General features: G+C 74.3%; 8 protein-coding genes. 2 read left to right on the plus strand and 6 right to left on the minus strand.

What is annotated here, in order from left to right:
- Window positions 1–3 precede the first annotated feature (3 nt).
- The 3 genes from H9624_RS14385 to H9624_RS14395 form a co-directional block, all read right to left on the minus strand.
- Complete coding sequence (locus H9624_RS14385) at window positions 4–6330, minus strand: hypothetical protein (RefSeq protein WP_251840589.1); 6327 nt, start codon at window positions 6328–6330, stop codon at window positions 4–6.
- Between the two features lie 138 nt (window positions 6331–6468).
- A complete protein-coding gene (locus tag H9624_RS14390) occupies window positions 6469–8052 on the minus strand; it encodes an HNH endonuclease signature motif containing protein (RefSeq protein WP_251840590.1) in 1584 nt (527 codons plus the stop codon).
- Between the two features lie 78 nt (window positions 8053–8130).
- Window positions 8131–8754 (minus strand): LuxR C-terminal-related transcriptional regulator, encoded by a 624-nt coding sequence (locus H9624_RS14395; protein WP_504740265.1) that lies wholly within the window; start codon window positions 8752–8754, stop codon window positions 8131–8133.
- Window positions 8755–8920: 166 nt separating this feature from the next.
- Between H9624_RS14395 and H9624_RS14400 the strand changes: the two genes are divergently transcribed.
- Together H9624_RS14400 and H9624_RS14405 are read left to right on the plus strand one after the other, a co-directional pair.
- Window positions 8921–10237, plus strand: coding sequence for a COG1470 family protein (locus tag H9624_RS14400; RefSeq protein WP_251840592.1), 1317 nt, complete (start codon window positions 8921–8923; stop codon window positions 10235–10237).
- Window positions 10238–10240: 3 nt separating this feature from the next.
- Window positions 10241–10558, plus strand: coding sequence for a PAAR domain-containing protein (locus tag H9624_RS14405; RefSeq protein WP_504740264.1), 318 nt, complete (start codon window positions 10241–10243; stop codon window positions 10556–10558).
- Window positions 10559–10791: 233 nt separating this feature from the next.
- Here the strand turns inward: H9624_RS14405 and H9624_RS16685 are convergent, their stop codons facing one another.
- The 3 genes from H9624_RS16685 to H9624_RS14420 form a co-directional block, all read right to left on the minus strand.
- Window positions 10792–11841 (minus strand): WxL protein peptidoglycan domain-containing protein, encoded by a 1050-nt coding sequence (locus H9624_RS16685; protein ID WP_286011256.1) that lies wholly within the window; start codon window positions 11839–11841, stop codon window positions 10792–10794.
- Between the two features lie 69 nt (window positions 11842–11910).
- Window positions 11911–13191, minus strand: a complete 1281-nt coding sequence (locus H9624_RS14415; RefSeq protein WP_251840593.1) for a hypothetical protein — start codon at window positions 13189–13191, stop codon at window positions 11911–11913.
- A gap of 16 nt (window positions 13192–13207) precedes the next feature.
- The gene (locus H9624_RS14420; protein ID WP_251840594.1) at window positions 13208–14221 is read right to left on the minus strand and encodes a sugar phosphate isomerase/epimerase family protein; all 1014 of its coding nucleotides are present in this window, start codon (window positions 14219–14221) and stop codon (window positions 13208–13210) included.
- Window positions 14222–14364 lie beyond the last annotated feature (143 nt).

Genomic DNA, 14364 nt, shown 5'->3' on the forward strand with positions numbered 1-14364 from the left:
GGCTCACCCCCGGGTGAGGAAGTCGGGCGGGGCGGAGGTCTCGGGCACGACGAGCATCGCCGGGGCGGCCACGTCCCCGAAGCCGGGACCGGACTCCCAGGTGGCGGTCGCGACCCGCTCGCCGAGCAGGTCACCGGGCAGGACGAGCAGCGGCGAGCGGACCGTGCCGTCCTCGGCGACGGTCACCGGCCGCACCCACGCGGTGAGGCCCGGCGCCCACGACAGCGTGAGCCGGGCGCCGGGCGGGAAGTCGGTGCCGTAGGCGAGGGTCGCCTCCCCCGGCTCCCCCACGGACGGCAGCAGCCGCAGCGCGGGCTGCAGGACGGTGAGCTCGGCGGCGTCGGAGTCGTTGGCCGGGTTCAGGTCGAGCGCCGTCGTCGTCACCGTGGCCGTCACCGGGCCGGTCCCCGCCGTCACCGGTTCCAGGGCGACGACGACGGTGCGGCTCGCGCCGGGCGCGAGCGTGCCGAGCGCGCACGGCGCCGCGGCGAGGCAGGCGTCCGGGCCGTCTGCCGTGACGGCGTCCGGGTGGGCGAACGTGAGGCGTACCCCGGTGGCCGGGCCCGACGCGTCGTTGGTGACGACGAGCCGCGCGGCGACCGGGTCCCCGCCCACCCACGCGGTCGGCTGCCCGAGGTCCACGCGCACCGCGACGTCGGCCACGACCGTGACCCGTGGCGGGGCGACGACCTCGACGGCGGCCTCGGCGGTGTCGTTCTCGGCCAGCGGGTCGATCATCCGTGACGTGACGGTCGCCCGCGTGACGTGGCTGCCGGCGGCGCCGATCGCCAGGGGCACGGTGACGGTGTACGTGGCGTCCACCGGGAGCGTCTGCGGCGCCGTGCACTGCAGGCCGGTGGCGGTGGCCGCACAGCCCGCGGGAACGCTGACGAGGTGCTCACCGCCGCCCGGCAGCGCGACGTCGAGGAGCACGCCCCAGGCCGGCGAGGGGCCGTGGTTGGTCGCGGTCACCGTCATGTCCACCTGCTCCCCGACGTCGACCTCGGTGTCGGAGGCGGTGACGACGACGCCGAGGTCGGCCCAGGGCTGGTGGTCGAGGTCGGCGAAGCCGTGGCGCAGCCCCGGGACGACACCGTCGCGCAGCACCACCGGCTCGCCGCCCGTGGCCGGCACGGAGAGGAGGGCGTCGGCGCCGTCGTCGCCGGCCCCGCGGCCGACGACGGCGATCGAGCTGCCGTCCAGCGACCAGTCCGGGTCGGCCGGGGTCCACGACTGGTCGCCGGGGCCCGCGACCCGCAGCGGCTCCGCGACGCGGTAGGCGCCGCCCTCCGGCTCGCCCGCGACCTCGACGGTGTACAGCGCCTCCCAGGAGAAGTCGTCCTCGAAGGCGACGAAGGCCAGCCGCGTGCCGTCCGGGGACCACGCCGGCATCCACCCGGTCAGCGACTGGTCACAGGACCCGGTGGGACCGGGGCACGTCTCCGGCACGACGACGACGGGGCTGGCCTCCTCGCCGTCGACGTCCACCACCCACAGCTGGCCGCCGGCCTCGACCGCGAGCCGTTCCCCGTCCGGCGACCACGTGGGAGCGGTCACGCCGCCCGGCAGCCCGGCGTCGAGCAGGCGCACGTCGCCGCTGGCGAGGTCGACGAGCGCGAGGCTGCTGCCCTCGCTGAAGGACCGGACGAAGGCGAGACGCGTCCCGTCGGGTGACCACGCCGGCTCCTCGTCGCTCGCCGCCGGGTCGCGGTCGTAGTCGAGCGGCGTGACGGCGACGAGGCCGGTCTCGCCCGCCTGTGTCGTGCCGACCATGAGGCGCTGGCGTCCCTCGAGGGAGTACGACGACCCGACGGTGCCGTCGGCGACGAGCTCACGGTCTGCGGCAAAGGCCAGGCGCCGCCCGTCCGGGGAGTAGCTCGGGTGGGTCTCGTGGGCGCGGTGCTCCTGCCCGAGCGGGTCGGTGGGCCGCTCGTCGGCGAGGACGCGGAACTCCTCGCCGTCGGCCCAGAAGACGTCGGCGAGGTCGGAGGGCAGCTCGCTGCCGAGGTCGGGGACGTAGCCGAAGGCGAGGCGCGGCTCGACGCCCGTGCCCGGGACGCGTGCCTCGACGACGACGACGGTGCTCGCCGTGTCGTTGCCCGGCACCGGGTCCAGGGTGCCGGCCGTGACGGTGCCGGTCACCTCGTGCTCGCCCGGTTCGTCGAAGACCACCGTGAACGTCAGCTCGAGGTCCGCCCCCGGCGCGAGCGGCCCCGCCTGCGTGCACGTCGCGGAGGCACCCGAGACCGAGCAGCCGGCAGGCGCGTCGACGACGCGCTGCCCGGGCGGCAGGGTGAACGTCACGGTCAGGCCCCACGCCGGGGAGGGGCCCCCACTGGTGACGACGGCGGTCAGCTCGGCGGGCGTGCCCGCGACGACGGGACCGGCCGCCGGGCGCAGGGTCACCCCGACGTCGCTCCACGGCTGGTAGGCCGGGTCCCCGTAGCCGCCGGGAGCATCCTCGCCCCACTCGTCCACGCGGACCTCGGGCGTGCCGCCGCCCGCCGGGACGGCGTAGAGGGCCGGCCACTGCTCGCCGGCGACCCGGCCGACGAAGGCGACCTCGGTGCCGTCCGGTGACCAGGCCGGGTGCCAGGCCGCCTCGAGCGTCCCCGGTGGCTGCTCGCCCTCGGCGTCAGCCGGGCGGCCGGCGAGCACGCGGCTGGCGCTGACGGCGTAGAAGCCGTCGACGGGCTCGGGCGCGAAGTCGTGGACGACGACCGCCGAGTACTCCGGGGCGTCACCGAAGACGGTGGCGTCCCCGGCAGCGACCTGGGCACCGTCGGGAGACCACGCCGGCGCCACGGCCGCCACCGGCTCGACGCACTCGACCGGCGCGCCCGAGCAGCCCGCGGCCGGCGTGCCGGCGGGGTACCAGCTGCCGTCGTCGAGGTGGACGACCCACAGCTCCTCGTTCTCGGTGCGGTACCCGTCGACCGCGACCACGAGCCGCTGCCCGTCCGGTGCCCAGCTCGGGTCGGCGGCGCCGGAGCCGACATCCTCGGGGAGCGCGAGCTCCCGGGTGGCGCCCGTGTCGACGTCGAGCACGAGCACGCGCGGGTTGATGCCGTACAGGCTGTCCTGGCGGGTGAAGGCGATCTGCGTCCCGTCCGGCGACCACACGGGCGCGAGGTCGCTCTGTCCCGGCTCGGTGACGTAGCCGAGCAGCCGCACGCCGGTGACGAGAGGGTCCCCGGCGGGCACGGGCTCGGGCGCGATGTCGCCCACGGCGAGGCGCAGGTCGCCGGAGAGGGTGCCGTCGACGACCTGCTCGGTGCTGAGGGCGATCCGGGTGCCGTCCGGGGAGTAGGCCGGGTGGCGCTCCTCGAGGTGGACCAGCTGCCCGCCGTCGGTCGTGACCGCCCGGTGGACGAGGAGCCGCGCGTGCTCGGCGCCCTGCGTGGGGACGTCGGCGAGGTCGGCGCTGTCGTCGCCGCCGGCCCGGTCCGCCCAGCGGGTGAAGGCGAGGTGCGGCTCGAGCACGGGCGGTGGCGCCGGCTCGACCTCGAGGGTGGCGACGGCGACGTCGTTGCCCGGCTCGGGGTCGACCGACGCGGTCGTCCCAGCGGCGCGGACCGGGTGACCGCCCGGGGCCACGGCCCGCAGCTCCACCGGCAGCGTGACGGTCTCCCCCGCCGGCAACGTGCCGGGGACGACGCAGGTGAGCCCCGCGGCGTCCGGCGTGCACTGCGCGGGCCACCCCTCCAGCGTGGCCTGACCGGCGGCGACCGCGGGCAGATCGACGCCGACCTCCACCTCCCACGCGGGCGAGGGTCCGAGGTTGGTCACGGTCGCCGTCACGGTGGCGGGCTGTCCGGCGTCGACCGGCGAGGTCACGGCCAGCTCGACACCGACGTCCGCCCACGGCTGGTAGACCGGGTCGCCCGCGTCCGGCGCGACACCGGGGAGCTCACGCAGGAGGGTCAGGGTCCCTCCGTCCGCAGGCGCCGACAGAAGCTGGCCTTCGCCGCTCTCCCCCTGGCCGACGACGGTCACCGAGCTCCCGTCCAGCGCCCACGTCGGTTCTCGCAGCTCCGGGTAGTCCCCGGGGTTCGTCGAGACCAGCTGGGGCGGTGGGACGAGGTAGACCTGCTCCTCCCCCATCGCTGTGAGGTCACCGAGCGTGACGGTGTACAGGCCGTCGACACCTTCCCCTGCGGACGCCGTGTAGGCGATGCGGGCACTCTCGGGCGCCCAGGCCGAGTCGCCGCTGGCGACGGGTGCGAAACAGCTCTCCGGCCCTCCCGTGCAGCCGGGCTGCTCCACCATGACGTCGTAGGCCGCGCCGTCGTCGGCGTGGACGACGGTGAGCCGCTGGGGCCGGAACTCGTCGAGGACGGGACTGGTGACGACCAGGCGCGTGCTGTCCGGGGACCACGAGACGTCGGTCGCGGGCACCTCCCAGTCCTGGACGGTGCCCGACTCGAGATGGAGGACGGCGAGCGTGGGCGCCCCCTCGCCCTCGCCGCGCAGGTAGGCGATCCGGGTGCGGTCTGGGGACCACGACGGCCGGGTGGCCGAGACGCCGGGCTCGTCGGTCGGTCCCAGCACCTCGATGTTCTGCGCGCCCGCCGGCCCGACGTCAGCGACGAAGAGGGTCGGCTGGTCCGGCAGCTCGCCGTCGTCCAGCTCGTGACGCTCGCTGCTGAGGACGAGCCGACGCCCGTCCGGGGAGTAGGAGGGCTGCTCCTCGACGGGCCGCGCCACCGTCTCGCCGTCGTCGACCACCTCGTCGACCAGGATGCGGAAGTCCGACGCGTCGGCGGCGAGGACGTCAGCGACGTCGGCCCGGCGGTCCTCCGCGGTGCTGTGCCGGTAGGAGAAGGCGAGGCGCGGCTCGGTGCCGACGGCGGGCGGGAAGGGCGCGTCGAGCGCGACCGCGGCGACGTTGTCGGTGGTGGCGGGGTCGGGCGTGAGGGCGTCGACGCGGACGTCGGTGCGGTAGCTGCCGGGCTCGGGGACGGCGACGGTGACGGTGAGCTCGACGGTCTCCCCCGCGGCCAGCGGTTCGTCGAGGGTGCAGGTGAGGTACCCGCCGTCGCCGCTGCACTCCGGTGGCCACCCGACCGCGGTCTCCATCCCCTCCGGGCCACCGGGGAGCTCGTACTCCACGCTGACGCCCCAGGCAGTCGACGGCCCGGGGTTGGTGACGGTGGTGGTCAGCTCGACGAGCTCACCCAGGCCGATCCCGGTCGTCCGGGAGGACTCGAGGGTCACCGCGAGGTTGCTCCAGGGCTGGTGGTCGGGACCGGTGAGGTCTGCCCAGGCGCCTGGCCCGACCACGGTGCGGTAGTCCCCGCCCGCCACCGGGATCGCGAACAAGCCGAGTCCGGCCGGGTCCTTGCCGGTCGGCTCCTCGAAGGCTGCCACGGTCACCTCGGTGCCGTCCGGGGACCAGGAGGGGTCGCGGAGGTTCGTGAGCGCCCCCGCTCCGTCCGGGGGCTCGTAGAGCGGGACCGGTTCGACCACGACGGGGGTGCCCGGAGTGCCGGCGGGCTCCTCGAGGACGGCGGTGACCAGGGCCCCGCTGGCGGCGTCGACGTAGGTGAGCTGCGTGCCGTCGGGCGACCACGCCGGCCCCTGCCCGACGAGCGGCTCCAGCCCGTCCTCCGTCTCCTCGGCCAGGGGGCGCAGCTCCGCTCCCTCCTCGTCGAGGAGCCAGATCTCACCGACGTCCCCCTCTCCGGGTACGACGAGGAGGATCCCGGTGCCGTCGGGCGACCACGCCGGTGACACGGCGATGACGTCGGCGCCCACCGCCTCGAGCGGGTCGGTCACGGTGGCCGTCTCCAGGTCCAGGACGCGCAACCGTGGGCCTCCGCCCTCCGGGTCCGTCCGCGTGAAGACGATCCGGTCGCCCTCCGGTGACCAGTCCGGCTCGCTGTCCACGAGCCCCGGCTCCCAGCCCGTGTCGAGCGGCTCGGCCTCGGCGAAGGGGTCGGCCGTGGGTTCGCCGGTGGTGAGGTCGGCGACGTGGAGAAGGCTGCCCGCCTCGGGCTCGTCACCGGCCGCCGCGGTGAGGACGACGCGGGTGCCGTCAGGTGAGTAGGAGGGATGGGTGTCGCCGAGCGGGCCGTCACCGGCGGTGGAGGTGTCGACCAGGCGGCGCGGCGCACCGCCCGCCGCGGGGACGTCCCACAGGTCAGCGGCGGAGTCGGCGGAGGCGGCGCTCGTCTCACCGGCGAACACGAGCCGCGGCTGCTCCGCGGTCGGCGGGAGGAACTGGGTCACCACGCCCGATGCCGGGGAGGCGAGGGGCAGCGCGGCGGGCGCGAGCAGGCTTCCCACCACCCCGAGCCCGGCGGCCGAGGCCACCACTGCGCGTCTCACCTCAGAGCCTCCACGCGTCCACGGTGTCAGCGGTCGCCAGCCCGGTCAGCGGGCCGCGGACAGCACTTCGGGCAGTCCCACCCGCACGAAGGGGCACCGCCCCGACCTGGCGGTGGGCAGGGCTGTCCCCTGGGGTTTCTAGGTCTGTTCGTGCTTGGCGGTGAGGAGCTGGCCGTGGCGGGAGTAGAAGTACCAGCGCCCTGCGGCGCGGACGATGGTGATGCCGTAGGCGTGGACCCAGTCGTGGTGGTGCCAGCACAGCAGGATGCCGTGCTCCACGCAGGTGGCTCCGCCGTCGCGGTACCACTGGATGGAGTGGTGGATCTCCCCGACCCCGGGTGGCTGGTCGCAGTCGGGGTACTGGCACGTCTTGTCCCGGGCGACGATCGCGCGGACCATGTGGGCGGGGAAGATCCGCTGCTCCCGCCCCACGTCCAGCACCGTGGAGTCCGGTCCGAACACCACCCGCGACAGCGAGGACTCGCACACCAGGCGGGCGAGCATCGCCGGCGGGATCGGAGTGCCGTCCTCCAGGGTCGCCGGCTCGATGCCGGTCACCGCGCGGGGGTCGATGGCGGTGGAGATGACGTGGCTGTCACCGGGCCGCCACGCGTCCATCCAGGCCTGCGCCTCCGGTGACAGCTGGAAGGGGTCGCCGCCGGACTGGCCGGGATCGTGGGGCTCGCCGGGCGCGGACGGCTGGAAGGTGTCACCGCCGGGCTGGCCGGGGTCGCGCGGCCCACCCGGTGCGGTGAACAGGGCCTCTTCCCAGAACCCCAGCTCACCGCCCGGCTCGTGCTCCCGCCCACTGGCGGTGACCGGCGGGCGGGGTGAGCCGGTGGCGGCGGCCAGGGCGCGCAGGGTCTCGATGTCCGCGGTCACGGTCACGTGGGGGCGGATGCGGGCGCCCTTGCCCTGCTCACCGGCATCCAGTGACTGCCGGGCCAGTGAGGTCAGCGCCGCGGCCCGCCGCTGGGCGGGGGTGCGCTCATCGCCCTTGGCCTTGCGGCCCATATGGGCCCGTAGCGCGGTGTCGACGCTCTGGCCGGAGAGCTCGTCGAGCCAGCCGTTGAGGTGGTAGCCGTCCATGGTCCGCGACAGGGTCAGCTGCTCCTTGGCGCCGTCCTCCCGCCACGCCCGGTCGGCGGCCTCGGGGTCCGAGGCGATCGCCCACGTGCCCACGAGCTTGGCGAAGGACCCCGCATCCATCCGCTCGGCCTGCTCGACCAGGAACCCCTCACCGAGCTCACTGTCGGACAGCTGCGCGCGCAGCCGGTTCGTCGTCAGCGCCCCACGCACCAGCACCCCGACGTGCTCCTCGCTGATCCGCCCCTCCGTCAGCGCCACGCGCGCCTTGGGCAGCAGGTCACGCAGCGCACGAGCCTGGCGCACCTGCCGCGACGCCGATGCCGGCGTCGCATCGGTCTGCGTCCGCAGCCACGCGGCGAAGGTCCGTTGCCCGTCCAGCGCCCACAGCCCGTTCGCCTCGATCGTCGCCAGCTGCGCCGAGCGGACCCCGGCCAACCGCCGCTCGATCTGCTCGCCCCGCTCGAACGCCTCGTGCAGGCGATGACCGTCCATCTCGTGCCAGCTCATCGACGCCAGCCGCGTCAGGCACGCGAGGATCGTGTCCAGCTCGCCCATCGCACCGGACGCCACCAGGCCGGTAGCCGACCCGCGCCCGGAGGCGGGACCCGCGCCGTCGACCATCTCCTCGGTCACGGTCCCCACCCCCTCACACCCTCGATGTGCTGCTGGTCACATCGTCTCAGGGGGCACTGACATTCGACGTCGCAGCGCTCAGATGAGGCCCTCCCGCAACGCGTAGGCGACGGCGTGGGAGCGGTTGCGCAGCTGCAGCCGGCTCGTCACGTCGTGCAGCACGTTCTTCACGGTGCGCTCGGAGTAGGAGAGCCGTCGGGCGACCTCGCCCGTGTCGTAGCCGTCCGCGATGAGGCGCAGCACCTCGATCTCGCGGGCCGCCAGACCGGTGAACGTGAGCCCTCGGGGCTCGAGCACCTGCCGCTGCAGCTTGCCGACCTGGTCCATGAGCCGGCCGAGGAGGTCGGGCGGGACGGTGCCGTCCCCGGTCGCGGCGGCTCGGATGACCGCCACGAGCCGGTCCGACGTCGCCTCGCCGCGGCGCACCAGCCCGACCACGCCCGCCTCGATCGCCGTGACGAGGTCGCTGTCCTCGAGCTGCCCGACGACGAGCACGGTCCGGGTGAAACCCTTGCGCTGCACCGCGCGCAGCATCCGCAGCGTGTCGCCGTCGAGGTTGTCGCTGATGACGACGGCGACGAGCGCCTCGTCGTCCTCGTCGCGCCCCACGATCCGCACCTCCGGGCGCGGCCGCAGCTGGCTCACCACGCCGGCCTCCGAGATCGGGTCGCGGGCACTGACCCAGACCGGCACACGTTCCATCATCATGTCCTCCTCCACCCCAGCACGGCCGCACCGCCGCGTCCGGAACACTCTCCCGCGGAGGACTCTTCGTGCACTCAACGCGGACTCAACGGGCAGAACCGCTGCCCCACGAGCCGCCGTTTCGCCCTCCAGCGTGCGTATCCGGCGGTCCTACCGTCTGACCATGACCACGACTGCGCGCCTGGAGCGCCCCTCCGTCCAGCTGACGGCGGGCACGGTGGAGCAGGTGCCCCTCCAGATCCGCAACGACGGCGAGATCGTCGAGGGCTACCGGATCGAGGTGCTCGGCGTGCCGGGGGCGTGGACCTCCGTCGAACCCGCCGAGATCACCGGGCTGTTCCCCGGCGCGGAGACGACGGCGACCATCTCCTTCGCACCGCCGCGCTCGGCGTCCGTCCCCGCCGGCCAGCTGAGCTTCGGCGTGCGGGTGGTGCCCACCGAGCACCCCGAGCAGACGGTCGTGCCCGAGGGCATGGTCGAGGTCCTGCCCTTCCTCGAGACCACCGCCGAGCTCGTCCCCCGCACCTCCAGGGGCCGGCGCGGGGCCACCCACCACGTGGCGGTCGACAACCGGGGCAACGTCCCGGTCACCGTCCGCCTGGAAGCCCCGGACCAGGACGCGCTCAAGGTGGAGGCCCGGCCCCCGGCGCTCACGGTGCCCCCGGGTGAGGCGGCCTTCGCCGACCTCCGGGTGACCCCGCGCAGGCGCATCTGGCGCGGGGCCTCCGTCACGCACCCCTTCACCCTCACCGTCCACACCGACGAGACGACACCGGTCACGCTCGAGGGCACGCACCTGCAGGAGGCGGTCCTGCCGCCGTGGTTCCTCAAGGCCCTGCTCGCCCTCCTCGCCCTGCTGCTCCTCCTTGCCGCGCTGTGGTTCCTCGTCCTGCGTCCCACGATCGAGTCGACGGCGCAGCGGGCCGTCGAGGAGGAGGTCGCCCAGGCGAACGAGGCCGCCCGGGAGGCCGCCGTCGCGGCGCAGCAGGCCGGTGAGGAGGCCGCGCAGGCGTCCAACGCCGCGCAGGCCGCGCAGAGCTCGGCGGGCGAGGCCGGCACCGCCGCCGTCGAGGCGAACGAGCTCGTGGGCTCACCCACCCTGGAGGACCTCGTCGTGCCGGTCGCCGACCGGTTCCAGGTCGACACCGCACCGGGGACGACGCTCTCGCCTGCGCCCTTCGTCGTCCCCGCCGAGGGCACTGTCCGGCTCACCGACTTCGTGGTGAGCAACCCGCAGGGTGACTTCGGGCGGATCGAGCTGACCCTGGACGAGCGCACGCTCCTCGACCTCGCGCTGGAGAACTTCCGCAGCGTCGACTACCACTTCCAGGAGCCGATCGTTGCCGGTGAGGGCGCCGAGCTGACGATGACGGTGCGCTGCGACGAGGTCGGAGTGCCGCCCGCGCAGGACCCGCCGCCCACCACCTGTGACACCTCGGTGCTCTACGGCGGCACCCTCCTCCAGCCCGTGGAGGACTGAGCGGTGCCGATGGGGCCGGCGCTGCGGGCGGGCGACACAGCACTGTGCCCGCTGTTCGACGGCCCCAAGCCGCACGTGGGCGGACCGGTCACCCCGGCGGCGACGGTGCCGACAGTGCTCATCGGCAGCATGCCCGCGGCCGTCGCGAACTCGATACCCGGCGGCATCGTCTGCGTCTCCCCCGCCCCGAACGGGATCGCGATGGGAAGCATGACCGTCCTCATCGGCAACTTCCCCGCGGCGCGCCTGGGCGACCTGTCCCTCCACGGCACGCCGATCGCGCCGGGCCCCGGCTGCCCCACCGTCATCATCGGCGGCTGAGCCGACTCGATGCCGGTCGCGTGCCGGCGACACCACGTCAGCTGTCGGCGGTAGCGGGCGTCCCGCCCGGGGGATCCCGCGGTGGGGGGACGCCGCCGGGGCGGGCCCCCGGCGACGAGAGCGGACCCGGTAACAAGTCAGCTGTCGGCGGTGGGCGAGGGCGCGGGACTGCGTCCGGCGGTGGGCGCGGGCGTCGGGGCTGCGTCCGGCGGTGGGCGCCCCTGGCGCGGCGGTCAGGGCAGGGGGGCGGGTTCCGGCTCGTGGGCGGCGACGGCGGCGGCGACGGCGGCTGCCACGCGGCGGTCCTCGGCCTGGCGGCGGCGGCGCGCACGCAACCGGCTGAGCACGACGGCGCCGACGACGACGGCGAGGCCCGCGAGCACCGACCACGGCACGGTCCACAGCGCAAAGTCCTCGCGCACCAGCGGCTGCTCGCTCTCCTCCCCCACGGGGGCACCGTCGACGGCGACCGTCCCGGTCGTGCGGAGCATCGGCCACACGTCCTGGAGCTCGACCGTGCGCTCGAAGCTGCTGCCGGGCAGCATCTCCTCGACGTCGACGCTCACCGAGCTGCGCCCGCCCAGCCCGAGGAGTCCTGCGAAGCTCACCGTCTGCGTGCCGCTGAGGCGGACGTTGCCGGTGTTCTCCAGGGTGAAGGTGACGGTGGCGTCACCGGGCTGCCACGGCAGCCACGACCCGCGGTGGTCGACCTCGACGTCACTGATCCCGAGCGCCGGGCGCAGCTCGCCGCCCACGCGCAGGAGGAGGCGCGAGCCGAGGCGGCGGTCCACCTGGACCCCGTCCCCGTTGTCGGCGGGACCGAGCGAGGTGACGATGCCACCGGCGTAGTCCCCGGGGGTGGCGTTCGGCGGGACGGTGAGGCGGAAGTCGATCGCGACGGCCTCGCCGGCACCGACCGTCACCTCGTCGGCGGCCATGGACACCCACTGGCCGACGTGCTCGGACTCCTCACCGGCGGGCAGGAGGTCGAGCTGGGCGGCCTCGTTGAGGAAGCCGTCGGCGGCGTAGACGGCGAAGGTGAGCTGCCGGTCGGAGTAGTTCGACACGACGATCGCGTCGTCCACGGTCTGCCCCGGGGCGAGCTCGTACTGGTAGTTGGGCCGGCTCTGGCCGTTGGCGTTGTCGGCCGTCTGGACGCTCCACGTCACCTCGTCGGGCTCCGTGGCGGCGGTGGCCGGCAGGGCCCACCCGACGAGGGTGGCGCCGACGAGGGTGAGCGCCGTCAGCAGGGCGGCTGCGGCGCGGCGGGCAGGAGTGTCCATGGCAGATGTCCTTCGGTGGGTGGTGCCGCCCGTCCCGCGGGCGGTCGGGACGGGCGGCACCGGTCTGGGTCAGCTGAGCGCGGTCAGCGTCAGCGTCGCGTTGTACGTGCCGGACTCGACGGACACCGGGAGCTTGAGCTCGAGGTCGGCGCCCAGGAGGGCCGACCCGCGCTCGTGACCGGCGTCCGCGCTGCCGAGCGTGCGGGAGACGGACAGGCCCTCTCCCTCGTCGAAGCCGGAGGCGACGTGCGGGCCGGCGACGGCGCCGCCGTCGTTCTCCAGCACCTGCGGCGTCCAGCCGAGGTACTTGCCCGACACGGTCTCATCACCGGCGCGGAAGTCCGAGACCTGACCCGAGATCGACCACTGCGGGGCGTCGATGCGGGTGTCGGTCACGCGGACCGGGTTGAGCGTGCCGTCGGCCGCGAAGTGGTCACCGTTCTCCACCGCGACACCGAGGTCGACGAGGTTGCTCGTCGAGTCGATCGTCCAGATGAACTCACCGGCGTCGGGCTCGGGCACGACGACGACGACGGACTGGTCGCCGTCGGCGGGACCGGCCGCCGGAGCGGAACCGGTGTAGTCGCCGTCGACGGCACCCGCGGTGTTGCCGGGACCGAAGTTCGCGGCCGGGTCGTTGCCGTCGAGGACGACGGTGCCGAGCACGGTCGTGCCCGCGACCTGGAGGTTGGCGGTGTTGCCGGAGAGCGTGAGGTCGCCGCCCACCGTGTTGCCCCACTGGTCCGCGCCGCCGTCGGCGGTGGCGCCGATGAGGACGTCTCGGGAGCTGCCGCTGACGACGACGCTGCCGGTGACGACCGTGCCGGCGAGGGACACTCCCCAGCCGCTGCCGTCGATGGACAGGTCGCCCTCGATGCCCGTGCGCAGGACGTCGACGTAGTTGGCGGCGAGCGTCGACACGGAGCCCGCGACCGAGCTGTCGTTGATCTCGACGTCGATGCCACCGGCCTCGACGTTCCCGCCGACCGCGAGGTCGTTGAGGTAGAGGAAGCCGCCGCGCAGCCCCTCGGAGTAGGACACGACGTCGCCGCTGACGGACGTGCCGTCGAGGGAGATGCCGTAGGTGTCGATACCGATGACGTCGCCGTCGACGGTGACCGAGGTGGCGTCGAGCCAGCCGTCGGCGCCGACGGTGATGCTGCCGTTGACGGTGGCCCCGCCGAGGACGCAGGTGGCGCCGTCGGGGACGACGAGGTCACCGGTGATGGTGGCGTCGCCGAGGTCGTCGGTGCAGTCGGTCGTGGCCGCGCTCGCCGACGGGGCGGCGATCGCGACGAGAGCCGCGGCCGCGATCGCGGCGGTCGGCGTCTTCCAGTGCTTGAGGATCATGTCAGGTCTCTCCTTCTCAGCCGCGGAGGGCGGCGATGGCTTCGTAGCTGCGGGCGGCGTTGCCCAGCGAGTCGCGCTCGTACCCGGGCGCCGGGTTGGTGGAGGCGTCGTCCTGCTCCCAGAGGCCGAAGCGCTGGCCGCGGTCGCGGGTGGCGGACAGGAACTCCTGGAAGTTGATGTCACCGACCCCGAACTCGACGTAGTTGTACCCGTTGCCGACCTCGGGGTTGACCTTTCCGTCCTTGAGGTGGAGGAGCGGGAAGCGGCGCGGGTTGGCGTTGATGTAGTCGATGGGGCGGAACCCGGGGTACTGGTGGGCACCGACGTGGGCCCAGAAGACGTCCATCTGGAGGTAGACCCAGTCGGGGTTGGTGTTGTCCATGAAGAAGTCGTAGCGGCGGGTGTCGGGCGCGTCGCTGAGGAAGCCGAACTCGCCCGCGTGGTTGTGCGCGTACAGCTTGATGCCGCGGGCCTTGGCCTTCTCGCCCATGAGGTTCCAGTTGTCGGCGGCCTGGCCCCACCCGGCGACGGTGTTGTTGTTCGTGACGGCGCCACCCTGGCCGAGGTGCGGCATGCCGAGGGTCTCGGCGATGTCGAGCTGCGCGTCGATGTTCGAGGGGTTGAGGTTGACGTGGGCACCCACGGCCCGCAGGCCGTTGTCGTCGAGGAGCTGACGGATCTCCGCGGGGGTGATCGCGCCGGCGCCGCCCTGCGTGTAGCCGGCGAACTCGATCTCCGAGTAGCCGATCGCGGAAAGCTCCTCGAAGAGCGTCCGGAAGCCGATGCTGTTGGCGCCGCTCAGCTTGTCGCGGACGCTGTACAGGATGATGCCGAGCTTGTTCAGCGGGACGAGGCGGTTGCGGCCGCCGGAGGGTGCGGCTCCGGGGATGGAGCCGACGGCGGCACCGGCGGTGGTGCCGACCGCGGCACCGAGACCGACGGCCACGGACGAGGCCGCCAGCGCCTTGAGCATGCTGCGGCGGCTCATCGGCCGGTTGGGGATGGTGGGGTGGGCGTGGTCGTGACTCATGACTCTCCTTCGAGTGGGTGTGCGGGGCCCGCCCGCGGGCGGCCCGCCCCCCCCCCCGGGGCGGCGGGGCCTTCGTGCGTCTGTGCCTGCCCTCGTCTGGTACGCACGTCCGCACCGCTCGACGCACCTGCCACACGCCGCTG

It is taken from the genome of Oceanitalea stevensii (assembly GCF_014837105.1).
Lineage (GTDB): Bacteria > Actinomycetota > Actinomycetes > Actinomycetales > Actinomycetaceae > Oceanitalea > Oceanitalea stevensii.